We start from the raw sequence: 23,822 nt of genomic DNA, 5'->3' as shown, positions 1-23,822 counted from the left end.
CGGCGTCCGTTCTTCATTGTGTTGAGCGACTTTGCGGCGGCGCTTTTCAGTGGGTGATCAGTTGGTGATGAAGGGGTGATTGGCACGCGCCTTGCACCCTATCCTCAAGCTGCGTCATTCGTCGTAAGCTGTCGGTTAAAAATTGCCATGACATCGCCACGAGATTTGCATCGATGAGATTTACGTTAAGCCAACTGCAAGCATTTGCGTGTACCGCTCGCCTCGGCACCGTACACGCTGCGGCGAAACATCTCAGCCTGACCCAGCCTGCAGTCTCCAACCGCATTCGAGAGCTGGAAGACCAGATGTCGATCAAGCTGTTCGAACGCCACAACCAGCGCCTGCAGGTCACGCAGGCCGGCCGCAATGCGCTGGTTTATGCCGAGCGCGTGCTCGCGTCTGCGCAGGAAATGGCGCGGCTTGATTTGACCGACTCCATCAGCGGGCTGATCCGCATCGGAGTAGACGAATCCTGCGCCATCGTCGGCATGCCGCACATTCTGCGAGACCTGAAGGAAACACACCCCAGCGTGCGCGTGGATCTGAAGGTGGGTGGCGGCGCCGAGCTGCTGCAGAAAATCAACCACGGAGAGCTCGACATGGCGCTGCACACCGGCCGCAGCGACCAGGCCAACGTCACCAGTCTTTTCTTGGGATGGACTGAACACCAATGGGTGGCCGCGCGTGATGCGGCGGTGTTGCCTGGGCCGTTCACGCCAGAGCAGGCGATCACGCACCGCATCGTGTGCAACCCGCCACCGTCCACGTTGAACGACTCCATGGCCAAGTGGCTGAAGTCGGGCGGCTTTGAAACCGAGGAGTTCAGCCGCTGCAACTCTTTGTCGTTGATGCTGTCGCTGGTGCTGTCTGACCATGCGATCGCAGTGTTGCCGGTGTCTATCGTGCGAGAGCACTTGGCGTCTGGCGCCATGCGTGTGCTCGACAGCCAACCGGCCTTGCCCGCCGTGGCGTACTACTTGTCATTTCCGGCGCACCACCACAGCGCCACGACTGCCCGGCTGCGCGACATTGCGCAACGCAACCTGGCCCTCACCCGGTTCTTTTTGCCAGATGTGCGCGCAGCCGAGCAAACCCCGCTCGATGCCTTGGTGGGGCAGCCAGAAGGGCAGGTTTCTACGATTTGACTGGCGCGCTCACGTCCAGCCGGTAGCGGTAGGTGGCCATGTCGACCAGCTCGCCGTAGGCTTCTACCGAGATGTCCCACTGGCTGGCGATGCGCTCACCGGCGGCCACGCTGGACGTCTCGACGATGATGTAGCCGTCTTCGCTGCCGACGTAGGGCACATCCGTCATCAGCGGTTTGGACAGTTCGGCATCTCCCTCCACGAAGTGCACGGCCGAGACGCCTGGGGCTTCCACCAGGCGCCGGCCCGGCTGCAGCGCCGGCAGCATGGACACGCCTTTTTTGGGGCGCAATCTGATCAGCGTGACCGCCGCGCCGCGCGCATATCCACGGCTTTCGACCAATTGCCCGACCACGCGGGTCGGGCGGATAAAACGCGGAATATGGTGCTTGGACCAATCGGTCTGATGGGCCAGGACCTGGTGGTACGCCGCGCTGTCCAGTGCCGCGAAATCAACGGTGTTATAGATTTGCAAATACCGGCCCGAGCCGTTGGTGGATTCGTAACGCCGCCCATCCAGAAAACCAGGAATGGCTACGCGCTCGGGTAAATGCTCTTTATCGAACCATTCATTGAAATCAGCATCTTCCTCGGGAAGAACCTGCATGGATGTAATTAAAACGCCAGTGCCTTGAAGTAGCATATTAAATTGAGCTTCTGTTTTAAATGAAAATACTGATTTAATCGAGCTGGATGTTGGCATCGTTTATTACTTTTTCCCATTTCAAGCGGTCTTTCTTGATGGTGTCTGCCAAACGCTGTGGTGTGCCGCCGTCAATTTCCATGCCCAAGCCAATGAGTTTTTCGCGGTTTTCTTTTTGATTCAAGATTTCGTTGATTTCTTGATTCAAGCGCGTAATGACGGGCGCAGGCGTTTTAGCGGGTGCCACCAAGGCAAACCAATGCAAAAGCTCAAAACTGCTGTACCCGCTGGACTCTGACACCGTGGGCAGGCCAGGGTAGGCGGCGGAGCGTTTGGCGGTAGTGATGGCCAGCGCCTTCATCTTTCCGGCCTTGGCCATGGGCATGGATTCGGGGCCAATGGCCATCATCATCGCCACTTGGCCAGACATCAAATCCTGCATCGCCGGTGCGCCACCTTTGTAGGGCACGTGGGTCACGTCGACACCTGCGGTCCGTTTGTACAGCTCCATGCCCAGGTGGCTTGGATTGCCAGCGCCGCTGGAGGCATACGTCAGGTGGGTGGGAGACGATTTGATATAGGTGGTTAACTCATCAAATGTTTTAACCGGCAAACTCGGGTTCACCATCACAATGCTGGGAAGCGTGACCACCTGGACGATCGGCGCGAAGTCCTGCTCGGGGGCATAAGGCAGCTTGCCTTTGTACAGGGTTGGATTGACAGACAAGCCCGCCGTGGAGGCGAGTAATATCGTATAACCGTCGGCTGGAGATTTGGCGACATAGCCTGCCGCAATCTGTTCTGTAGCACCGGGTTTGTTTTCAACAATAAAAGGTTGATTCAATCGGGTTGAAAGCTGTTGCCCCAAAAACCTGGCCACCGTATCTGAAGCACCGCCCGGTGGATAAGGCACGATCAAACGTACAGGTTTATCGGGATAATCTGCCGCCATAGTAAGAATTGGTGCAATGAACAGCGCCGCACAAATGATTTTGCAAGTAGTTAATTTCATCATCATCCAAACAAAATAAGGTGAATGGCATGATACGAATTTCATTTAATTGTCAAAAGTCATTAATTGTTATTGGTAGGCATTCTAAAAATCTATCAACTCAAGGGCGCCCCGCTGTACCCGAGGCCACGCCATGAGTTCATCTTGCAGCCCGATCCAGCTTTTCGATCCCGCCTCCAGCACCTACACCTACCTGTTGGTCGACCCGCAGACGCGCAGCGCGCTGATCATCGACCCGGTCGACCAGCAACTGGAGCGCGACCTGGCCGAGTTGCAAAAACACGGCGTGCACCTGGCATGGACGGTGGAGACCCACGCGCATGCCGACCACATCACCAGCGCCGGTTTGCTGGCTGAACATGCGGGCGCGCGTACGGCCGCACCCAGCGGCTGCGGTATCACCACAGCCGCCACGCAACTGGTGGATGGCGACACGCTGAAGTTTGGTGACGAGACGCTGCAGGTGTTGCACACGCCTGGCCATACCGCCGGCAGCATGAGCTACCTGTGGCGCGGAAACGTGTTCACGGGTGATGCCTTGCTGATCAACGGCTGCGGGCGCACCGACTTTCAATCGGGCAGCGCACATGCGCTGTACCACAGCCTGACCGAGGTGTTGTTCAAACTGCCGGAAGAGACCGTGGTCTGGCCGGCGCATGACTACAACGGCCGCCACAGCTCAACCATCGGCACCGAGAAAAAATCCAATGCGCGCGTGGCCGGCAAGACCGAGGCTGAGTTTGTGGCCATCATGCATGCGCTGAACCTGCCGCGCCCCGCGCGCATCGACGAGGCCGTGCCGGCCAATTTGCATTCTGGCCTGCGGCACGATGCGGTGGGTGAGCCGTCTGCAACCGCTGGCAGCACAACGCATGCCATGGCGGTACGCCCGGCCACCGGCTACGCAGGTGATGTGCCCGCCGCGTTGGCCTACCGCTGGTGGCAAGACGGCCAGGCCGTGCTGGTGGATGTGCGCACCGACGCCGAGCGCGAGTGGGTGGGTTTTGTGCCCGGCGCCGTGCCCTTGGCCTGGAAGCAGTGGCCCGGCATGGCGTTGAACCCGGCATTCGACGCTGGTGTGCGGGCGGCGGTAGCCGATGGCCGCAAGCTGCTCCTGCTGTGCCGCAGTGGTGTGCGCTCGGTAGCTGCGGCCAAACGCGCCACAGAATTGGGGCTTGAGGCCTACAACATTCTGGAAGGGTTTGAAGGTGACCCGGATGGCCAGGCCCAGCGCGGCCACATTGGCGGATGGCGGCTGCAGGGCTTGCCGTGGCGGCAGAACTAGCCAATCGATGCTGGTTGGTTGCGGGAAATCACGTGGTGCGATGTCATCTGAAACAACGATAGGCAACCCTATACTGGCGACCAAAAACTCATAACAAACTGTCTCCCGTAAGGGTTCACGATGACCAACCAAGTGCCACCGTTTGCCCTGCGCCCGTCCTTGCGTGCTCTGCTGAAATCCGGCCTCTGGGTCTTGTTGCTGCCTTGTGTGGCCAGCGCGCAAGGCATGCCCGATGACCGTGGCGATACTGAAAACCGGCAGCTCGACACCGTCAACGTGACGGCGCGGCGTTCCATCGAGGAGCGCTTTTTTGCGGCCGGTTCCATGGTCACAGTGGACCGCCAAGACATCGAACAACTGGGTGCTTTTTCGGTAGCCGACGTGCTGCGGCAATTGCCGGGTGTGCAGGTCACCACCAACGCCAACGGTAGCGTCGAAATTCGCATGCGCGGCATGGAACGTAGCGCCACGCAACTGCTGGTCGACGGCCAGCGTGTGGCCAACGGCGGTGCGCAACTGGCGCTGGACCAGTTGCCCTCTGAAATGCTGGAGCGCATAGAGGTGATGCGCGCGCCCACCGCAGAGTTTGCGGGCGCTACGGCGGGCACGTTGAACTTGGTGCTGCGCCAGGCCACGGTACAGCGCGAGACGACGATTCGCTTGACGGACAACCGGGTCTGGGGGCGTGAAGCGGGGCAGGCGTTTTTCTCGAAGTCGGGCCCCTTGGGCGGAGGTAAGGGTGCAGCGGCTGGTGGCCAGACTTCAAAGTCATCACCAGCGGCTTCAGGCACAGAAGAGGGCGCGCCCGTAGAAGCGCCAGATGCGTCAGCCGCATCCACCGCAACACCGACGCTTCCGACCCTGCCCGAGATCGACCGACCGTGGTCCTACTTTGTGGCGCTGTCGGACAACGGCCTTTTGCAAGGCTCTGATACCCACAGAACCACCGTCACCGCTGGCAACGTGACGACGGAGTCGGACAGCGCGGGGCGTTATCGGAGCTCGAACCTGGCGTTTCTCCCCCGGGTCAATGGCCGCCTGAGCGGCGCAGACCAATTAGGCTTGCGTGGTACCTTCACCCGTTTTCATTTTGCGGGTGACTACACCAGCCAGGGCAACGGTGTTGATACCGTGAGGCCTTCACTGCCTTACCAAACCACGGTAGCGGAAAACTACCTCAACAATCGCCGCTACGCACAAGGTGCAGCCGACTGGACGCACCGCTTTGCCAACAGCAAGCTGGAGAGCACGCTCTCGGCCAGCGAAGCCCATGCCACTGTAGACCGAACTGGCGACAGTGAACGGGACTACGCGGCCGGGCCAGATTTCAGCGTGCCGTATAGCTTTTACGACAACCGGATAGACCGCATCCAGACCTTCAGCAGCAAACTCACCGGCACCGCAAGCCCGCTGTTGTGGAGCGCCGGTGTGTTGGCCGAACACCGCCGCGTGAGTGTGGACAACCAGACCACATCTGGCAGCACGCTGCCCCAGCAAATGAACATTGGCGTGGCCACACAACGCAACGCGCTGTGGGGGCAGAACGAGTGGGAACTGCCCGCCAATACCACGCTAACCGCCGGGCTGCGCTATGAGTCGCTGACCATCAGCAGCAACGACGCGACGCTGCTGAGCCAGCGCAGCACGCATTTCTTGCAGCCATCGCTGCACGTGCGAACACCGGTGGACGAGAACCTGCAGTTCCGCGCCAACCTGGCGCGCGTCACGCGCAACCCGAACATCTGGGACTTGGTGGACCGCAGCATTCCCAGCCAGGGCAACAACAGCATCAACAACCCCGACGTGGTGGGCAACCCCGATCTGCGCCCCGAAGTGGCGTGGACGTTCGACACCGGCTTTGAGCGCCGGCTTGCGCGGCAAGGGCAGATGGGGCTGAACTTATTTGTGCGGCAGTTGAAGGACGTGATCGCCACGACGGTCACCCAGGTGGGCACGCGCTGGGTGGAGCAACGCGAAAACGTGGGCGAGGCTACGGTCTGGGGCCTGGAGTTCGATGCCAAAACCGGCCTCACCTGGTTGGGCTTGGGGCGCGACTGGACCTTGTCGGCCAACGCCAGCCTGCTGCAGTCACGCATGACTAGCGGCATCAACGAGGGCAACCGTATCCCAGGCCAAGCGCGCTATCTGGCCAACCTGAGTGTGGCGAAGCCGCTGCGCAGATCAGGTGGCTTTTTTGGCGGCGGCACTTTGTCGATGACCGGGCCGGCGCAAGTGAACAGTTCGCCCGGCATCACCGGCCATAACGACGCGCGGACTGCGCTGGATGTCTACATCGGCAGCGTGTTTCCCACGCTGGGGTACTGGCGCATCGGCCTTTTCAACATTGGCAACGCCCGCTTCTTGCGCGAGCGCAATTACGTGGATGCGAGCGGCAGAGCGGTGCGCAACGATTCCAGCATGACGTTGACGCCACGACTGTACCTGACGGTGGGCACGCAGTTTTAAGCCACTAAGGCGTTAGAGCGGGGCGCGCGGCGGGTGACGTGAACACACAAGCCACGTCGTGTGCGCAGCCGGGCACCACGGCGACTTCGCGCGTGGCTTGGTTTGCCGCAGAACGTTGCTGGTTTTCCGCGGCGACATAACCCAGTGCACGCTCCAGTCTGTACGGCCCTTGCGCTTGGGCGGCACACGATTTGTCGAGGATTCGGTAGTAGGTGCCGGGGTTGTCGCCGGTATCTAGAGCGCCGACCAAGTAATGCACCTCGGCTGCGGCGTAGGCTTGGTAGGCTTCTTCAGCACGGCGACCCAATGTGGCGGGCAGGTTTTCGGTACCGTACTTCCAGCGGTTTTTCGTGGGGCAGGTGGCGTGCAGTGCAGCAGTAGGCCTTGCCGCGTCGAAATACAGCCAGGTACCGGGCGAGGCAACCACGTAACGCACGTTTGGCGCGCCCGGTTTCGTTGACGCAGCGAAGCCGATGTAGTGCTGCACCAACTGCGCACCGGCCGAAAACCCTGCGATGGTGATGCTGCGCAGGCTAGGCCAGCGTTGGTGGAGTTCGTCGACCAGGGCATCCAGCGCGGCGAATGATGAGAACGTACCGCCGCCCTCGATCCATGAGGCACACGTCCACAGCACATCGTCGGCTTGCGCGGTTGGCACGCCCTTGGCGTGGCAGCGCGCGGCGGCGGGTTCGGCCACCTGGAAGACAGGCGCAATGACCAGCGTTTGATCTTGCATGTCAGCCGCTTGCACTGCGCGCAATGCAGCATTAAAAGTGCGGTTGGCGTCCCGTGGGTGCCCGTGAAGCGCTATCAAAGCTGCAGTGGGCTGCGCAGCGTCAACACCCGGCTGAAGCGAGCTGTAGTAATGCAAGAGCCCCACATCGCTGCGCGGGCGAAAGGCAGTGTAGCAAGCGTCCGAAGCCGCTTCTGTGCAGCTCGGGACTGGGTTGGGCTGCGCAAAGACACTGGCCGCCGTGAGTGCTAGCCACACCGCCAAGCTTGCTTTCACGCTGGCCCTTTGAACTTACAGCGTGCCGTTCAACAAGCCTGCGTAGTGCGCCAAGTCGACGTTGCCGCCGCTGATGATGATGCCCACGCGTGCGCCGCGCAAGTCCAGCCCGCTGTGCTCGGCACCGGCCAGGCTCAGGCAGCCGGTGGGCTCCACCACGATCTTCATGCGCTCGGCGTAGAAGCGCATGCTGTCGACCAGTTGCGCATCGGTGGCGGTCAGGATGTCGGTCACATCGCGGCGGATGATGCCGAAGGTAATCTCGCCCAGGTGCTGGGTTTGCGCGCCATCGGCAATGGTGCGCGGGGTGTCGATGTGGATGATCTTGCCAGCGCGGAAAGACTGCTGGCCGTCATCGCCCGCAGCGGGCTCTACGCCGTAGATGCGGCACTCGGGCGACAAGGCGCGCGCCGCCAGGGCCGAGCCGCTGAGCAGACCGCCGCCGCCCAGGCACACAAACAGGTAGTCGAGCGGGCCAACTTCTTCAATCAGCTCTTTAGTGGCCGTGCCTTGGCCGCTCAGCACGTCGGCGTGGTCGTAGGGCGGGATGAGCGTCATGCCGCGTTCGTCCGCCAGGCGTTGGCTGATCACTTGGCGGTCTTCGGTGAAGCGGTCATAGGTCACCACTTCGGCGCCGTAGCCGCGTGTGGCGGCCAGCTTGGCGGCGGGCGCGTCTTCCGGCATCACGATGACGGCCGGCATGCCCAAGAGCTTGGCCGACAGCGCAATCGCCTGCGCGTGGTTGCCCGACGAAAAAGCCAAGGCACCATATTTGCGCTGCTCGGGTGTGAAGCGGGAGAGGGCGTTGAAGCCGCCACGGAACTTGAACGCGCCCATGCGCTGGTAGTTCTCGGCCTTGAAGAACAGCTTGGCGCCCAGGCGCGCGTCGATGGTGCTGGACGTCAGCACGGGCGTGCGGTGGGCGTGGGAGGCAATGCGGGCCGCAGCGGCTTCCACATCGGCATAGGTGGGGAGTTGGTGATCGGTCATAGTCTACAAATGATGGTCAACTTTTTATCGCAGTACAGGCACAGATGGCGCGTTTTGTCACCATCACAGATGTGCGCAGTACTGCGGCCGAGCCAGTTTTATTTCAGCGCTTGCCACCAAAGATGCCGCCCAACACGCCGCGCAAGATTTCCTTGCCCGCCGTTGTGCCCATGGTGCGTACGGCCGACTTGGCCATGGTCTGCACCAAGCCGTCGCGTTTGCCGCCGCGCGGGCCAGTGGAGCCGAACAGCAGCTCGTTGAGTTCGCCCATCAGGCCGCCGCCAGCCTGTGCGGGAGCTTGGGTGCCGATGGTGGTGGTCGCACTTGGCCCGGTGCCGGCGGTATCGGCGCGGCCTTTGAGCTTTTCGTAGGCGGATTCGCGGTCCACTGTTTTTTCGTAAACGCCTGCCACCAGCGAGTTTTGCAGCAGGGCCTGGCGTTGCGCTGGCGTGATGGGCCCAAGCTGGCTGCCGGGTGGGAATACGTACACGCGCTCGGTTTCCGTGGGGCGGCCCTTGGTGTCCAGAAAGCTGACCAAGGCCTCGCCCACCCCCAGCTCTGTGATAGCGGCTTCAATGTCCAGTCCGGCCTTGGGGCGCATGGTTTGCGCCGTGGCTTTCACTGCTTTTTGGTCGCGTGGCGTGAAGGCGCGCAGGGCATGCTGCACACGGTTGCCCAACTGGGCGAGCACCGAGTCGGGAATGTCCAGCGGGTTTTGCGTCACAAAATAAACGCCCACGCCTTTGGAGCGCACCAGGCGCACCACCAACTCGATGCGCTCCACCAGCACCTTGGGCGCTTCGTTGAACAGCAGGTGCGCCTCGTCGAAGAAGAAGGCGAGTTTGGGGATTTCGGGGTCGCCAATTTCGGGCAACTGCTCAAATAGTTCGGACAACATCCACAACAAGAAGGTGGCGTACAGGCGCGGCGAGTTCATCAGCTTGTCGGCCGCCAGAATGTTGACCATGCCGTGGCCGTTGCTGTCGGTCTGCATGAAGTCGCTGATGTTGAGCATGGGCTCGCCAAAGAACTTGTCGCCGCCCTGGCCTTCAATCTGCAGCAGCCCGCGCTGGATAGCGCCCACGCTGGCGGCGCTGATGTTGCCGTAGGTGGTGGTGAACTGGCTGGCGTTTTCGCCCACATGCTGCAGCATGGCGCGCAGGTCTTTCAGGTCGAGCAGCAGCAGGCCGTTGTCGTCGGCAATCTTGAATACCAGGTTCAACACGCCCGACTGGGTTTCGTTCAAATTCAGCATGCGGCCCAGCAGCAGCGGCCCCATGTCAGACACCGTGGCGCGCACCGGGTGGCCTTGTTCGCCAAACACGTCCCACAGCGTGGTGGGGCAGGCTTGCGGGGCGGGTGCGTCAATGCCGCGCTCTTTTAAAGTGGCGGCCAGCTTGGGGCTGATGCTGCCGGGCTGGCTGCAGCCGGTCAGGTCGCCCTTGACGTCGGCCATGAACACCGGCACGCCAATGCGCGACAGTTGTTCGGCCATGGTTTGCAGGGTGACGGTCTTGCCGGTGCCGGTGGCGCCGGTGATCAGACCATGCCGATTGGCCAGGTTGGGCAACAAAAAACACTCGGCGGTGGCGTTCTTGGCAATCAGTAGGGGTTCGGCCATGAAATTTATCCTGGACAGGTTGTCAGCGAAGTCGCCGGAGGGGAAAGTAAAATCAAGCGTAGATTAAATCAAACGAAAGAGATTCACTCGTGGCCGGACACAGTAAATGGGCAAACATTCAGCACCGTAAAGGTCGCCAGGATGAAAAACGAGGCAAGATTTGGACCCGCGTGATCCGGGAAATCATGGTCGCTGCACGCCTGGGCGGCGGCGATCTGGGCACAAACCCACGCCTGCGCCTGGCGGTGGAAAAGGCCAAAGCGGCCAATTTGCCCATCGACACAGTCAAACGCAATATCGATAAAGCCACCGGCGCGCTCGAAGGCGTTAATTACGAAGAGATTCGTTACGAGGGGTACGGCATTGGTGGCGCGGCCGTGATTGTCGACACCATGACCGACAACCGGGTGCGAACCGTGGCTGATGTACGACACGCGTTCAGCAAGTTCGGTGGCAATATGGGCACCGAAGGCTCGGTGGCTTTCCAGTTCAAGCATTGTGGCCAACTAGTGTTTGCCCCGGGCACTGATGAAGACAAGGTAATGGAAGTGGCGCTGGAAGCCGGCGCCGAGGACGTAGTGACCGACGACGATGGCGCCATCGAAGTGCTCACTGCGCCAGCAGAATTTGAAACGGTGAAGAACGCGCTGGAGGCCGCTGGCCTGAAACCCGAGGTGGCCGAAGTCACCATGCGCGCGGAAAACACCGTTGAGGTGGCGGGTGACGACGCGGTGCGCATGCAGAAGCTGCTGGACGCACTAGAAGACTTGGACGACGTACAAGAAGTGTTTCACAACGCCGCAATATCCGAATGAAAGTACTCGTAATAGGCGGCGGAGGCCGCGAACACGCCCTGGCGTGGAAACTCAGACAAGGCGCCCGGGTCACCGAGGTTTTTGTGGCACCCGGCAACGGCGGCACGGCGCTGGACGACCAGCTCACCAACGTGCCCATCACCGACATCGTGGCGCTGCGCGAATGGGCGCAAAAAGAGGGCATCGCCCTGACCGTGGTAGGCCCCGAAGGCCCGTTGGCGGGCGGCGTGGTCGACGAATTCCGTGCCCACGGCATGCGGATTTTTGGCCCCAGCAAGGCCGCCGCGCAACTGGAAAGCTCGAAAGCGTTTTCCAAGGCGTTCATGCAGCGCCACCATATTCCTACCGCTGAATTTGAAACCTTCTCCGACCCGGCGCTAGCCCATGCCTACGTCGACAAGAAGGGCGCGCCCATCGTGGTCAAGGCCGATGGCCTGGCCGCTGGCAAGGGCGTGGTCGTGGCCACCACTTTGGCCGAGGCGCACGAAGCCATCGACTTCATGCTGGTCGACAACACCCTGGGTGTGACGCACAACGAAGGCGGCGCACGTGTGGTGATCGAAGAATTCTTGCAAGGCGAAGAAGCCAGCTTCATCGTCATGTGCGACGGTAAAAACGTCACCGCCTTGGCCACCAGCCAAGACCACAAGCGCTTGCTGGACGACGACAAAGGTCCGAACACCGGTGGCATGGGCGCGTATTCGCCCGCACCCGTGGTCACAGCCGATGTGCACGCCCGCGCCATGCGCGAGATCATCATGCCGACCATCAAAGGCATGGAAAAGGACGGCATTTCGTTCACCGGCTTTTTGTATGCCGGCTTGATGATTGACGCCCAAGGCAAACCCAAGACACTGGAATTCAACTGCCGCCTGGGCGACCCCGAAACCCAGCCGCTGATGATGCGCCTGAAGTCCGACTTGTTTGAGGTCTTCTGGCTGGCCACCGAGCCCGGCGCCCATGGCCGCCTGGACGAGGTTTCGCTCGAATGGGATCGCCGTATTGCCCTGGGCGTGGTTTTGGCCGCGCACGGCTACCCGTTGACCCCGCGCAAGGGTGACGTGATCACCGGCCTGCCGAAAGAAGAAGCCGACGCCATGGTGTTCCACGCTGGCACGACCGAAGCGAACGGCAAGGTGTCGACCTCTGGCGGACGCGTGTTGTGCGTGACGGTGTTGGCCGACAACGTCAAACAAGCGCAAGCGCGTGCCTATGAGGTGACGCGTGGCATCCAGTTCGATGGCGTGCAATACCGGCGCGACATCGGCCACCGCGCTGCGCGCGGATGACGGCACCGGAGGTGGGCGTGGCTCCCATCGCTTCTGAAAGCTCTGCTCAACCACAGCTTCAGCAGCCAGACGCGATGCGCGCGTACTTGCTGCAACTGCAGCAACGCATCGTCAGTGAAGTGGCCGCCTTGGATGGCGGCACTTTCTTGACCGACGCGTGGGAAAAACCACCGGGCGAAAAGCTGCAAGGGCAGGGCATCACCTGCATCCTGGAGAATTCGGATAGCGGCGCTCTTTTCGAGCGCGCCGGTTGCGGCTTTTCGCATGTGCGCGGCCCACAGTTGCCACCATCGGCCACGCAGCACCGGCCAGAATTGGCCGGGGCGCCGTTTGAGGCCATGGGCGTTTCGCTGGTGTTCCACCCGCGCAATCCTTACGTGCCCACGGTGCACATGAACGTGCGCATGATCGCCGCCACGCCCGCAGGCAAAAGCCCGGTGTGCTGGTTTGGCGGCGGTATGGATCTCACGCCAATCTACGGGTTTGACGAAGACGCTGTGCACTTCCACAAGGTGTGCCGCGACACCTTGGCCCCGTTTGGCGACGACAAATACCCGCGCTTCAAACGCTGGTGCGACGAGTATTTTTACTTGAAGCATCGACAAGAACCACGCGGCATTGGCGGCGTGTTCTTTGATGATTTCTCCGAACTCGGCCAAGCGCAAAGCATGGCCATGACGCAGGCCGTGGGTTCGGCGTTTTTGGATGCATATCTGCCCATCGTCGCGCGTCGCCGCAACACGGCTTACGGCGAACGCGAGCGTGCGTTTCAGCTTTACCGGCGTGGGCGTTATGTGGAGTTCAACCTGGTGTGGGACCGTGGCACGCATTTCGGCTTGCAATCCGGCGGACGCACCGAGTCGATTTTGCTGTCGATGCCGCCGCTTGCCGGGTGGTCTTATCAACACCAGGCGGAACCTGGCTCGGCTGAAGAGGCTTTGACCAGCCACTTCCTCACGGCGCGGGAATGGGTTTGAGCCAGGTGCTGATGAGCCAGGTGAAGCCAAGGCGGGTAGGGGTGTTTGGTGGCGCATTTGATCCACCGCACAACACCCACCTGGCGCTGGTGGAAGCCGCCATTCAGCAGCATGGGCTGGACGAAGTTCGCGTGTTTCCCACCGGGCACGCCTGGCACAAAAGCCGTACCTTGAGCGCTCCCGAACATCGCCTGGCGATGGCGCGTTTGGCGTTTGCCTCGTTGCCCAAGGTGGTGGTCGATGCGCGCGAGATTTTGCGCCCAGGCCCGACTTACACCGTGGATACTTTGCGTGAATTGCGGGCCGAAATGCCAGAGGCCGAACTGGTGCTTTTGATCGGTGCCGACCAGGCGCGGGCACTGCCAACTTGGCATGCCTGGCAAGAGATCCTGCAAATCGCTATAATTTCCGTAGCTGAACGCGCCGACTCAAGCGGCGCTAGCTCTCTATTTGACGTCAAGAGCCTGCCATTTGTTGGTGAAAACGGCTCAGAGATCGGACGGTTTGAGGCATTGCTTTTGCCCGCCACCGACGTCAGTGCCACCAACATTCGCCAGCGCGTAGGCGCAACACAGGGAATCAAACATCTGGTTCCCGAAGCCGTTGCGCGCTATATTGACCAACATCATCTTTATCAAACTGCTCGATGACCTCTGAAACACAAACCGAATCTGTCGCCAAAAAAGACATTCAAAAACTTCAACGGGCCATTGTCGATGGTCTGGAAGACGTCAAGGCACAAGACATTGTGGTTTTCAACACCGAGCACTTGTCGCCGCTCTTCGAGCGCGTGGTGGTGGCTTCCGGTACCTCAAACCGTCAGACAAAAGCACTCGCGGCCAGCGTGCGCGACGCCGTGCGTGACGCCGGCTTCGGCAAGCCGCGCGTGGAAGGCGAAGACAACGGCGAATGGATCATTGTGGATTGCGGCTCGGCCGTGGTGCACGTGATGCAACCCGCCATTCGCCAGTACTACCACCTCGAAGAACTCTGGGGTGAAAAGCCAATTCGCTTGAAGCTGGGTGCGGCCAAGCCGTTGCCCAAGGCTGCAGAGCCCGCGGCCAAGGTGCCAGCGAAGAAGGTGGCGCGCAAGCTCACACCAGCTCAGGCGAAGAAAGAGCGCCAAGAGAAAGAAGCCGCATTGTTGGCCCCTGAGCGCCCAGTCTTGCCTACGACGGCTAAGCGCGCTGCAGCCAAGCCAGTGCCTGCCAAGAGTGCTGCGCCTAAGACTGCGGCCAAGACCGTAGCCAAGAAGGCCGCACCCAAGGCTCCTGCTAAGGCGGTGCCTATCAAGACCGTGGTGGTCAAGGCGCCTGTTTCGGTGCAGCGCCAGCAAGCCGCCGTCAAGAAGACGGTAGCCAAGAAGGTTGCGGCCAAGGCGCCCGCCAAGAAGACCGCTACGCGCAAAGCCTAAGCAGGTTTTCTTGTGAAGCTGGTGATTGTGGCCGTGGGCCAGCGGGTACCCGATTGGGCCCAAACCGCCTACGACGACTACGCCAAGCGTTTTCCGTCTGAGTTGAAGGTCGAACTCAAGGCCGTCAAGACCGAGCCACGCGGCTCCAAGTCTTTGGAAACCTTACTGGCCGCCGAGCGTGAGCGCATCGAGGCGGCCATTCAAAGCAGCATTGGCCGCAACGCACGCGTGGTGGCGCTCGACGAGCGTGGCACCACGCTCACCACGCTGGCGCTGGCCAGCAAACTCAAACACTGGCAGTTGGAGAGCGACGATGTGGCGCTGGTCATCGGCGGGCCCGATGGTTTGGAGCCCGCTTTTCGCCAGGCTGCGCACGAGCGCATTCGCTTGTCTGACATGACACTGCCACACGCCATGGTTCGGGTGTTGCTGATCGAACAGTTGTACCGCGCCTGGTCGGTCAACGCGAACCACCCTTACCACCGCGAATAGTTTTGGCGCTGTAGCTTTAGCCTTGTACGTTTGCTGCAGCCTCATGGCTATCCAGTAAAGGCGGTGGGCCTACTCGCTACCCCCAAGACCGCTTAAAGCATTCCCAGGGATACTCGGGTGATGCTACGTTGGTTCGAATCTCTGGTGCATCCGTATGACGATGCTGCCCCCAAGCCGCCTCCGCGCGGTTTTCTTGCTTTTATCTGGGCCGGAACGGTTGGCGCACGCCGCTATGTGCTGGCGTTGACGCTGCTCACCGCCGTGGTGGGCGCGTTTGAAGCGCTGCTGTTTGCCATGATGGGGCGTATCGTTGATTGGCTGTCTAAAGTACCGCCATCCGAGCTGTGGGCACAAGAGCATAAAAGCCTGCTGCTGTTGGCTGGCATATTGATCATCAGCCCGCTGCTGGTGGCGTTTCAGACCTTCATCAAACACCAGACGCTGGCGGGCAACTTCCCCATGCTGCTGCGCTGGAAGTTTCACCGATTGATGCTTGGCCAAAGCATGGCCTTCTACCAAGACGAGTTTGCCGGCCGCGTGGCCACCAAGGTCATGCAAACCGCTTTGGCGGTGCGCGACGTATGTTTGATCTTGGGCGACATCCTGGTGTTCGTCACCATCTACTTTGTCACCATGGTGGCGGTAGCCGGTGCGTTTGATCTTTGGATGCTGCTGCCTTTCATCGGCTGGGCGGTGCTGTACGGGTTTGCGTTGCGCTACTTTGTGCCGCGTCTGGCCAAGGTGTCGAAGTCGCAGGCGGATGCGCGTTCGCTGATGACCGGCCGCATCACGGATGCTTACACCAACATCGCCACCGTCAAGCTGTTCTCGCATGCAGGGCGCGAGGCGGGCTATGCACGCTCGGCCATGCAAGACTTTTTGGTCACGGTGCACGGGCAGATGCGACTGGTCAGCGGCTTTGAGATCGTCAACCAAATCTTGAGTGTGCTGCTGACGCTATCGACCGCCGGTGTGGCGTTGTGGCTGTGGATTCAAGGGCAAGTGGGCGTGGGCGCAGTGGCAGCCGCCACGGCGATGGCGTTGCGCCTGAACGGCATCTCGCATTGGGTGATGTGGGAAATGGCCGCGCTGTTTGAACACGTGGGCACGGTGCAAGACGGCATTCAAACCCTGTCGCGCGCGCATGCCGTGCAAGATGCGCCGCAGGCCAAGCCGCTGCAGGTCTCCCGCGGCGATGTGCAATTTGAGCATGTGGGCTTTTCCTACGGCGCCGGGCCAGAAGAGCGGCAGGTGCTGAAGAACTTGTCGCTGCATATCAAGGCGGGCGAAAAGATTGGCTTGGTCGGGCGCTCGGGTGCGGGCAAATCCACCGTGGTCAACCTGCTGCTGCGTTTTTATGACGTGAACCAGGGCCGCATTTTGATCGACGGGCAAGACGTGGCCCAAGTGACGCAAGAAAGCTTGCGCGCACAGATTGGCATGGTCACGCAAGACACCTCGCTTTTGCATCGCGCGGTGCGCGACAACATTCTCTACGGCCGCCCCGATGCAGGTGACGACGCCATGGTGGTGGCCGCACGTCGCGCCGAGGCGCACGATTTCATCCAAACCCTGAGCGACGCCAAAGGCCGCCGTGGCTACGACGCCCATGTGGGGGAGCGCGGCGTCAAGCTGTCTGGCGGGCAGCGTCAACGTATCGCCATTGCGCGTGTGATGCTCAAGGACGCGCCGATTTTGTTGCTCGATGAAGCCACCAGCGCGCTGGACTCCGAAGTCGAATCAGCCATCCAGGACAGCCTTTACCGGCTGATGGAAGGCAAAACCGTCATCGCGATTGCCCACCGCTTATCGACCATCGCCGCGATGGATCGCTTGGTGGTATTGGACGAAGGCCAGATTGTGGAGACCGGTGACCACCACAGCCTGCTGGCGCAAAACGGTTTGTACGCCCGCCTATGGGCGCACCAGAGCGGCGGTTTTCTGGGGGAAGAGCCAGACGACAACGTCCCCGATCTGCCTGTGGCGGCGGTTGCGCGCGAAGACGAGCCTGTTTGATTATTTAGTTTTGAGAGCCATGACCGACTTCATCTACCTTGCTTCCCAAAGCCCTCGCCGTCGTCAGTTACTGGAACAGTTGGGTGTCAAGCACGAACTGCTGTTGCCTGATGCGAATGAAGACGCCGAAGAGCTGGAACTTGCTATGGAGAACGAAGCGCCGGCCGCTTATGTGAAGCGCGTCACGGCCTTAAAGCTCGATGCAGCGGTGGCCCGTTTAAAGCGCCGTGGCCTGCCCATCGCACCGATTTTGTGCTCGGACACCACGGTTGCGATCGGCCGCACGATCTACGGCAAACCCGAAAACTCTGTCGACGCTCGGCGCATGCTGTCAGAACTAGCAGGTCGCACGCACCGGGTGTTGACGGCTGTGGCGGTGCAGCACAAAACCAAACGATGGCATGCTTTGAGTGACTCGCGTGTGCGCTTTGCAGCCATCACCAAGGCGCAAATCAAAGGGTATGTGGCCGGGGGCGAACCCATGGGAAAAGCCGGTGCCTACGCGGTGCAAGGCGCAGCGGCAGCCTTTATCAGCCATATCAGCGGCAGTTACTCGGGGATCATGGGGCTGCCCATGTTTGAAACCGCTGAACTGCTCCGCCAGGCCGGTGTGTACCGCTGAAACTAGGCAACTTTTGTGCGTCAAGGTGTGCATCTTGTAACCAAGTTAATGCGCCTTATATACCCTACATGAATATAGACGCCGCTAACCAGTTTAAAATCGCAGACTTGACTGTCACCCGTGTGCTGGCTCAGCTGCTTGATCGACTCGAGAACAGCACCAATCCCGTAGGGGCCGCGCAATACCGTTCCGTGGTTGAACACCTTGTGAACGAACTGCACGTGATTCCTCACGGCGCTGAGCTTGGCGCACTACTTGACGCTCACCCTGCAGCTGCAGAGCTGTATGAAAACTTGTATTACGACGTGGCCGGCTTATGCCGATCGTCACTAGACGCCTCGTTGGCCGCAGAACGGCTGGCGAGAGATTCCATTCAACGCGCCATGCATGGCGAACCCAAAGGAGGGCTCCATGGCCAAGTCCGAAGTTAAAACCACAATGTTGGCCGATGGCCTGCGTTATAAGTCCAAGGCATCTGGCTCCCCATTTGCCGTCGCGTCGTCGTTTGGTGGCGCCACCATGTCTTGCTTCCTGTGTGGCAAACACCGCACCCGCTCGCTGATGACCACGCGCAAGCTGTTGGGCACGTCGCAAGTGGTCTGTTCGCCTTCTTGCAAGGCAATGGACGAAGCCGCTTCCTGATCAACAGGTTGTCGTTCGACACCTCAATCCAGCTTCTAACCCCGTATTAGATTGGCTGCGTGGGCGAAAGCTCGCCCAGTCTGTGGCCTAATACTGGGTTTTTCCGCTTCAAACTATTTTTCATCGGAGTCCGTCATGGCAAAAATCATTCGTACCGAAAGCGACCGCTGCGCGCCTAAGCCTATCCCCCTGCCAGGTTACTCGCTGCCCGTGTCCCGCGGCCAAAAGCGTAGCCTCGAGCGTGGCACCGCCACCCGCAGCAAGAAGAACCCTGGCAAGCGCGCTCGCCAAGGTTAAGCTGGTCGGTTGATCCGGTTGGCGCGGCACCCAGGTGCTGCACCATCGGATCCGAAAAAGCCAATTGCTTGGCACCTCACGGTGTCGATCAATTGGCTTTTTTGTTTTCGGCTGCAGCTTGCAGCGCAGGTGTAGCGCGTTTGGCGCGCATCACTTCCACCAGCACAACGCCCAGGCCTGAGACACAAATCAGCCCGATGCCCATTGCGGTCATGCGTCCGGGCAGTTGGTCAAACAGTAGCCAGCCCAACGCCGTTGCCGCCAAAATCTGCAAATAGCTGAAAGGCGCAAGCAGCGTGGCCGGTGTGCGGCTGTAAGCCGAGATTTGCAGCCAGTGGCCGAAGAAGCCCGTCACCCCGGTGGAGGCCAGCAGCGCCCACTGGAACGGCGTGATGCCCTCAACCGACCAGAACCAGGGCAGGGCGAGCGTCAGCGCTACGGCGCCAAACACGCCGCCGTAGTAGTTGGTGGTCAGTGGGTCGTCCCGGCCGACACGGCGGGTTGCCATTTGGAAGAACGCAAACACCAGCGCGGTCAACAGCCCCAGGGCGATGCCAATGGGGTCAAGCTCGGCGCCTGGTCGCACCACAATCAGCATGCCGGCAAATCCACCCAACACGCCGACCCAACGGTGCAGGCGGTGCGGCTCGCCCAGCAGCCAGGGGGCCATGGCCATCAAGAACAGTGGCGCCATGAAGTTCATGGCCGTGCCTTCGGCCAGCGGCAAGCGCCCCAACACGCTGAAAAACAGCACCGTGGTGGCAATCATGCAAACGCCACGCACCAACTGCCAACGCAGGCTGTGGGTGCGCCAGATGGCTTTGCCGCGTTTGGGCACGATGATGGCGGTCATCAGTGCCACATGCACCACGTAGCGGAACCACGCCACCATCAGCACTGAGACACCTCCCATGACGAGCCATTTGCCGGTGGCGTCCAGCGTTGACAACATCCAAAGGCCGGCCACGTGCAGAAGAACGCCTTGAAGATGCATGGGTGATGGTGTGTTGTTACAGAAACCTTGAGCATAGCCAGGTCAAGGCGGTGCTGTTCGGTGCTGTAGGGGCATCCGGCAGGGCTCTCGGGTATTCCCTGTGCGTAGCTATTAAAATGCTAGCCGTTCCCAGCGGCGCTAGCGGCGCACCAGCGGAAAAACATGCGGAAGTTTCGAGCGCTTCAAAGCTCTTTGAAGGCGCTAATGATTGTTTTGATCTAAGAATACTATTTATTAATATTTTGAGATCGTTAGAAACAAATGTAAATTTCTTACTTATCCATTTTCAGCAGCCCGGTGGTTTTCACCGGCTGCACGAGTCAGTTTTCCATGATCGAGCTCCGGGGCATAGTCCAAACCTATAAGGGATCCAAAGGCCCTGTAGAAGCATTAAAGGGGGTGGACCTAGAGGTTCGCCAAGGCGAGGTGTACGGCATCATCGGCCGCAGCGGCGCAGGTAAGAGCTCGCTGGTGCGCGTGATCAATTTGCTCAGCCATCCCAGCGCTGGCCAGGTGCTGGTCGATGGGCGTGACCTCACCACGTTGGACGGCGCCGCCCTCCGCCAGGCGCGCCGCGACATCGGCATGGTGTTTCAGCATTTCAACCTGTTGTCGTCGCGCACCGTGTATGACAACGTGGCGCTGCCTTTGGAGTTTGCTGGCCTGAGCGCCGCTGACATCAAAGCCCGCGTGGAGCCCTTGTTGGAGTTGGTGGGCTTGACTGAGTTGGCCGACCGTTACCCCGCACAAATCAGCGGTGGGCAGAAGCAACGCGTGGGCATTGCCCGTGCGCTGGCCAGCCGCCCCAAGGTGCTGTTGTGCGACGAAGCCACCTCAGCGCTCGACCCTGAAACCACACGTTCCATTCTGGGTTTGCTCAAGCGCATCAACCAGGAATTCGGCTTGACGATTGTGTTGATCACGCACCAGATGCAAGTGATCAAACAGATCGCTGACCGCGTGGCCGTGATCGATGCCGGCCGCATTGTGGAGAGCGGCCCGGTGATCGATGTGTTCACCCGCCCGCAACACGCTACGACGCGTAGTTTGATTGATGAAATCGTGCCGCAAGAGCTGCCCGAGAGCGTGCTTGCGCGCATCCGGGTGTTGATGCAAGACCAGCAATCGACCGACAGCACCCAATCGTCGCAGTTGTTGCGTTTGTCGTTCTCTGGCATCGGCTCGGACCGCCCGTTGTTGTCTGAGCTGATCCAGCGCTTTGGCCTGGACTTGAGCATCGTGCACGGCCAGATCGATGAAGTGCAAGGCCAGCCATTTGGCAGCCTGGCGGTGTTTGCCAAAGGTGCACGCGAGCAACTGCAGGCTGCAGTGGCCTCGTTGCGTGGAGCAGGCGTCGTTGTGCAAGAAGTAACTGCTGCCGCAGTAGGCACGCCAGCAGGGGAGTTGAACCATGTTCGCTAGTTTTACAGACGCTTTGTTAGAGATGTTTGCCGCCTCGCTGTGGGAAACGATTGTGATGGTCGGCATTTCGGGCCTGGTGGGCGCGCTGATCGGTGTGCCCCTGGGCGTGTTTCTGCGCCTGACGGACCAAGGCGGCGTGCTGCAGAACCTGGCCGTGAACCGTGTGGTCGGCGGTATCGTCAACGCCGTGCGTTCCACGCCTTTCATCATCTTGCTGGTGGCCATCATTCCGTTGACGCGCCTGATCACCGGCTCGTCGATCGGCACCGCCGCCGCCATCGTGCCGCTGACCATTGCTGCCGCGCCGTTTGTGGCACGCCTGGTGGAAACCGCACTGCGCGAAGTGGACAACGGCCTGATCGAAGCCGCGCAAGCCATGGGCGCCACCACGGGGCAAATCGTTTGGAAGGTGCTGTTGCCCGAAGCCATGCCCGGCATCGTGGCCGGCTTGACGATTTCTTTGGTCAGCCTGACCGGCTTCTCCGCCATGGCCGGTGCCGTGGGTGGTGGTGGTTTGGGCGACCTGGGTATTCGCTACGGCTACCAGCGCTTCTTGCCGGAAGTGATGCTGGCGGTGGTCATCGTGTTGATTCTGTTTGTGCAACTGCTGCAAAGCGGTGGCGACTGGCTGGTGCGCAGGCTCAGCCATAAATAAGTTTTTTCTTTAGTTCTTTCTTTAGTTTTTTAGGCCAAGGATTCCCATGCAAAAACGTGCTCTTCTCCAATCCGTGATCGCTGCCGCCGCCGCTCTGGCCTTCGCCGGTTCGGCATTCGCCCAAGACAAGTCGTCCATCAAAATTGGTGTGACCGCAGGCCCCCACGCGCAGATCATGGAACAGGTCAAGAAGGTTGCCGAAAAAGACGGCCTGAAGATCCAGATCGTGGAATTCAGCGACTACATCCAGCCCAACGCCGCACTGGCTGCTGGCGATCTGGATGCCAACAGCTACCAACACAAGCCTTTCCTCGACCTGCAAGTCAAAGACCGTGGCTACAAGCTGGTCGCCGTGGGCGACACCGTGCTGTACCCCATCGGCATCTACTCCAAGAAGATCAAGGATCTGAAGGACTTGAAAGAAGGCGCCAAGTTCGGCATTCCAAACGACCCCACCAACGGCGGCCGCGTGCTGTTGCTGTTGCAGTCGCTGGGCCTGATCAAGGTGCGCGCCGAAGCCGGCCTGAAGGCCACGCCGCTGGACGTGACCGAAAACCCAAAGAAGATCAAGTTCGTGGAACTTGAAGCCGCCCAACTGCCACGTTCGCTCGACGACCTGGAAGTCTCGGCCATCAACACCAACTTCGCCATGTCGGCTGGTCTGGACCCACTGAAGGACGCCATCGCCCAAGAAAGCGCCAAGTCGCCTTACGTCAACATCCTGGTGGTGCGCGAGCAAGACAAGAGCCAGCCTTGGGTCGCCAAGCTGGTGAAGGCCTACCACTCTGATGCGGTCAAGAGCTTCATCAAGACCGAATTCAAGGGCTCGGTGCTGACGGGCTTCTAAGCCTTTTGCAGCATTTGCGGCGACCTCCGCCGCATGAGATTGAAGCCATTCAAGGGCCGTTTACATCATGTAACCGGCCCTTCACCATTTGGGCGCCGGTTTTGCTCTGCACGCCATCAGGGCCAAGTCAATCGCGTGCAGAATGGCAACTTGACCTCTGGAGCCTTTGCCTGCATGACCCCCTCACAAGAACCACGCATCATGGGCTTTCACGCCCATGTTTATTTTGATGCCACCACCTTGCCTCAAGCGCGCGCGCTGTGCGAACAAGCCAACAGCCTCTTCAAACTGAAGATGGGCCGGGTGCACGAAAGACCCGTGGGCCCGCATCCAGACTGGAGCTGCCAACTGGCGTTTGCACCGCCGGTTTTTGGTGAATTGATTCCATGGTTGGCGTTGCACCGTAAGGGCTTGGTGGTGTTCATTCACCCGGTCACCGGCAACGATCTGGTCGACCACCGCGACCGCGCGATCTGGATGGGCGCGATACGCCCGTTGGAACTTTCGGGCTTGTCCGAAGTCCCGACACACTACGAGTTTTGAAGGGAGCCCCGGTTTTGACCGTCTTACCAGCTTTCTCCGCTGTGTTTTCTGCGTCCAAGCGTTGTGCGTTCTGGGGCGCGCTGGGTTGCGCCGCGCTGCTGGCGGGCTGCTCCATGCCGCTGCAGTCTGTGCCCATGCAAGAGTCGTTCAATTCTTCGGAGACTTTCACGCGTTTGTTTGATGCTTCGCCCAAGCAAACCTGCGAAGCCTCGCGGCGCGCACTGTTGAGCCAGGGGTACGTGATCACCTCCAGCAGTGCAGAACAAGTGCAGGGGCAAAAGAGCTTTCAGCCGGATCACGAAACCCATTTGCAAATGGAGATTCGGGTGGTCTGTGCTCCCGAGAGCCGAGACGGGCAACTCACGCTGGGTTTTGTTACCGCACTGCAAGACCGCTATGCGCTAAAGAAGAGCAACAACTCCGCCAGCTTGGGTGTGGGCGCGCTGGGCTCGGTGTCGGTACCGCTGTCGGCGAGCAACGATTCGATGGTGCGCATCGCCAGCGAAACCATTTCGTCCGAGAAGTTCTACGACAGCTTTTTTGCCGTGGTGCAGCGGTATCTGTCGCTTGACGAAAACGACTTGGGCACGCCGACAGCATCGCCATCACCAAAGAAGTAAGTCGTC

The 23,822-nt window shown here is 60.3% G+C and carries 24 protein-coding genes and 1 pseudogene; 19 read left to right on the top strand and 6 right to left on the bottom strand.

Features of this window, described 5'->3' with window-relative positions; all coding sequences use genetic code 11:
• Positions 1-173 precede the first annotated feature (173 nt).
• Complete coding sequence (locus ACPWMG_RS14860; protein ID WP_483300259.1) at positions 174-1,145, top strand: LysR family transcriptional regulator; 972 nt, start codon at positions 174-176, stop codon at positions 1,143-1,145.
• On the opposite strand, the gene ACPWMG_RS14855 is transcribed toward ACPWMG_RS14860, so the two are convergent.
• Both ACPWMG_RS14855 and ACPWMG_RS14850 read right to left on the bottom strand, forming a co-directional pair.
• A complete protein-coding gene (locus ACPWMG_RS14855) occupies positions 1,135-1,752 on the bottom strand; it encodes a hypothetical protein (protein WP_483300258.1) in 618 nt (205 codons plus the stop codon). The two genes, ACPWMG_RS14860 and ACPWMG_RS14855, sit on opposite strands and share 11 nt — an antisense overlap.
• A 73-nt stretch (positions 1,753-1,825) precedes the next feature.
• On the bottom strand, positions 1,826-2,845 hold the full coding sequence (locus tag ACPWMG_RS14850; protein WP_483300257.1) for a Bug family tripartite tricarboxylate transporter substrate binding protein: 1,020 nt from the start codon (positions 2,843-2,845) through the stop codon (positions 1,826-1,828).
• 88 nt (positions 2,846-2,933) lie between these two features.
• Between ACPWMG_RS14850 and ACPWMG_RS14845 the strand changes: the two are divergent.
• The 3 genes and pseudogenes from ACPWMG_RS14845 to ACPWMG_RS14835 all read left to right on the top strand — a co-directional run.
• Positions 2,934-3,626 (top strand): annotated as a pseudogene (locus ACPWMG_RS14845) (MBL fold metallo-hydrolase); the annotation flags it as partial.
• A 51-nt stretch (positions 3,627-3,677) separates the two neighbouring features.
• Complete coding sequence (locus tag ACPWMG_RS14840) at positions 3,678-4,085, top strand: rhodanese-like domain-containing protein (protein WP_483305257.1); 408 nt, start codon at positions 3,678-3,680, stop codon at positions 4,083-4,085.
• Between the two features lie 120 nt (positions 4,086-4,205).
• Positions 4,206-6,551 carry a TonB-dependent receptor plug domain-containing protein gene (locus ACPWMG_RS14835; RefSeq protein WP_483300256.1) on the top strand — a complete coding sequence of 782 codons (2,346 nt, stop codon included), beginning with the start codon at positions 4,206-4,208 and terminating at the stop codon, positions 6,549-6,551.
• A 4-nt stretch (positions 6,552-6,555) separates the two neighbouring features.
• Here the strand turns inward: ACPWMG_RS14835 and ACPWMG_RS14830 are convergent, their stop codons facing one another.
• The 3 genes from ACPWMG_RS14830 to ACPWMG_RS14820 form a co-directional block, all read right to left on the bottom strand.
• The gene (locus ACPWMG_RS14830; protein WP_483300255.1) at positions 6,556-7,287 is read right to left on the bottom strand and encodes a hypothetical protein; all 732 of its coding nucleotides are present in this window, start codon (positions 7,285-7,287) and stop codon (positions 6,556-6,558) included.
• A gap of 288 nt (positions 7,288-7,575) precedes the next feature.
• Positions 7,576-8,550 carry a threo-3-hydroxy-L-aspartate ammonia-lyase gene (locus ACPWMG_RS14825; protein ID WP_483300254.1) on the bottom strand — a complete coding sequence of 325 codons (975 nt, stop codon included), beginning with the start codon at positions 8,548-8,550 and terminating at the stop codon, positions 7,576-7,578.
• A gap of 103 nt (positions 8,551-8,653) precedes the next feature.
• A complete protein-coding gene (locus ACPWMG_RS14820) occupies positions 8,654-10,171 on the bottom strand; it encodes a helicase HerA-like domain-containing protein (protein WP_483300253.1) in 1,518 nt (505 codons plus the stop codon).
• Between the two features lie 89 nt (positions 10,172-10,260).
• Here ACPWMG_RS14820 and ACPWMG_RS14815 point away from each other — a divergent pair, with 89 nt between their 5' ends.
• From ACPWMG_RS14815 to ACPWMG_RS14770, 10 genes are all read left to right on the top strand, one after another.
• On the top strand, positions 10,261-10,986 hold the full coding sequence (locus tag ACPWMG_RS14815) for a YebC/PmpR family DNA-binding transcriptional regulator (RefSeq protein WP_483300252.1): 726 nt from the start codon (positions 10,261-10,263) through the stop codon (positions 10,984-10,986).
• A complete protein-coding gene (gene purD, locus ACPWMG_RS14810; protein WP_483300251.1) occupies positions 10,983-12,275 on the top strand; it encodes a phosphoribosylamine--glycine ligase in 1,293 nt (430 codons plus the stop codon). Before ACPWMG_RS14815 ends, purD begins: the two co-directional genes overlap by 4 nt.
• Before the next feature lie 74 nt (positions 12,276-12,349).
• On the top strand, positions 12,350-13,252 hold the full coding sequence (hemF, locus tag ACPWMG_RS14805) for an oxygen-dependent coproporphyrinogen oxidase (protein WP_483305256.1): 903 nt from the start codon (positions 12,350-12,352) through the stop codon (positions 13,250-13,252).
• Between the two features lie 11 nt (positions 13,253-13,263).
• A complete protein-coding gene (nadD, locus tag ACPWMG_RS14800; RefSeq protein WP_483305255.1) occupies positions 13,264-13,902 on the top strand; it encodes a nicotinate (nicotinamide) nucleotide adenylyltransferase in 639 nt (212 codons plus the stop codon).
• A complete protein-coding gene (gene rsfS / locus ACPWMG_RS14795; RefSeq protein ID WP_483300250.1) occupies positions 13,899-14,666 on the top strand; it encodes a ribosome silencing factor in 768 nt (255 codons plus the stop codon). The genes nadD and rsfS overlap by 4 nt, the downstream gene beginning before the upstream one ends.
• Before the next feature lie 12 nt (positions 14,667-14,678).
• Positions 14,679-15,158, top strand: a complete 480-nt coding sequence (gene rlmH, locus ACPWMG_RS14790; RefSeq protein ID WP_483300249.1) for a 23S rRNA (pseudouridine(1915)-N(3))-methyltransferase RlmH — start codon at positions 14,679-14,681, stop codon at positions 15,156-15,158.
• A 120-nt stretch (positions 15,159-15,278) separates the two neighbouring features.
• Positions 15,279-17,174 (top strand): ABC transporter ATP-binding protein, encoded by a 1,896-nt coding sequence (locus ACPWMG_RS14785; RefSeq protein WP_483300248.1) that lies wholly within the window; start codon positions 15,279-15,281, stop codon positions 17,172-17,174.
• A 19-nt stretch (positions 17,175-17,193) separates the two neighbouring features.
• Positions 17,194-17,796, top strand: coding sequence for a Maf family protein (locus tag ACPWMG_RS14780; protein WP_483305254.1), 603 nt, complete (start codon positions 17,194-17,196; stop codon positions 17,794-17,796).
• Positions 17,797-18,207: 411 nt separating this feature from the next.
• The gene (locus tag ACPWMG_RS14775; RefSeq protein WP_422834182.1) at positions 18,208-18,438 is read left to right on the top strand and encodes a hypothetical protein; all 231 of its coding nucleotides are present in this window, start codon (positions 18,208-18,210) and stop codon (positions 18,436-18,438) included.
• Positions 18,439-18,573: 135 nt separating this feature from the next.
• Positions 18,574-18,735 carry a hypothetical protein gene (locus tag ACPWMG_RS14770; protein ID WP_483300247.1) on the top strand — a complete coding sequence of 54 codons (162 nt, stop codon included), beginning with the start codon at positions 18,574-18,576 and terminating at the stop codon, positions 18,733-18,735.
• Between the two features lie 88 nt (positions 18,736-18,823).
• On the opposite strand, the gene ACPWMG_RS14765 is transcribed toward ACPWMG_RS14770, so the two are convergent.
• Positions 18,824-19,729 (bottom strand): DMT family transporter, encoded by a 906-nt coding sequence (locus ACPWMG_RS14765; protein ID WP_483300246.1) that lies wholly within the window; start codon positions 19,727-19,729, stop codon positions 18,824-18,826.
• Positions 19,730-20,059: 330 nt separating this feature from the next.
• Here ACPWMG_RS14765 and ACPWMG_RS14760 point away from each other — a divergent pair, with 330 nt between their 5' ends.
• The 5 genes from ACPWMG_RS14760 to ACPWMG_RS14740 all read left to right on the top strand — a co-directional run bounded on the left by ACPWMG_RS14760 (position 20,060) and on the right by ACPWMG_RS14740 (position 23,816).
• A complete protein-coding gene (locus ACPWMG_RS14760) occupies positions 20,060-21,151 on the top strand; it encodes a methionine ABC transporter ATP-binding protein (protein ID WP_483300245.1) in 1,092 nt (363 codons plus the stop codon).
• Positions 21,141-21,806, top strand: coding sequence for a methionine ABC transporter permease (locus tag ACPWMG_RS14755; protein ID WP_483300244.1), 666 nt, complete (start codon positions 21,141-21,143; stop codon positions 21,804-21,806). The genes ACPWMG_RS14760 and ACPWMG_RS14755 overlap by 11 nt, the downstream gene beginning before the upstream one ends.
• A gap of 46 nt (positions 21,807-21,852) precedes the next feature.
• Positions 21,853-22,653 carry a MetQ/NlpA family ABC transporter substrate-binding protein gene (locus ACPWMG_RS14750; RefSeq protein WP_483300243.1) on the top strand — a complete coding sequence of 267 codons (801 nt, stop codon included), beginning with the start codon at positions 21,853-21,855 and terminating at the stop codon, positions 22,651-22,653.
• A gap of 174 nt (positions 22,654-22,827) precedes the next feature.
• On the top strand, positions 22,828-23,196 hold the full coding sequence (locus ACPWMG_RS14745; protein ID WP_483300242.1) for a DOPA 4,5-dioxygenase family protein: 369 nt from the start codon (positions 22,828-22,830) through the stop codon (positions 23,194-23,196).
• Positions 23,197-23,309: 113 nt separating this feature from the next.
• Entirely contained in the window at positions 23,310-23,816 is a 507-nt protein-coding gene (locus ACPWMG_RS14740; protein ID WP_483305253.1) for a DUF2242 domain-containing protein, read from the top strand.
• Positions 23,817-23,822 lie beyond the last annotated feature (6 nt).

Origin of the sequence: Hydrophilobacter chitinilyticus (assembly GCF_049860745.1) — a bacterium.
In the GTDB taxonomy this organism is placed as follows: Bacteria; Pseudomonadota; Gammaproteobacteria; order Burkholderiales; family Burkholderiaceae_C; genus Rhodoferax_B.
The sequence above is the reverse complement of the archived record's forward strand: the minus strand, read 5'-3'. Positions and strand labels throughout refer to the sequence as shown.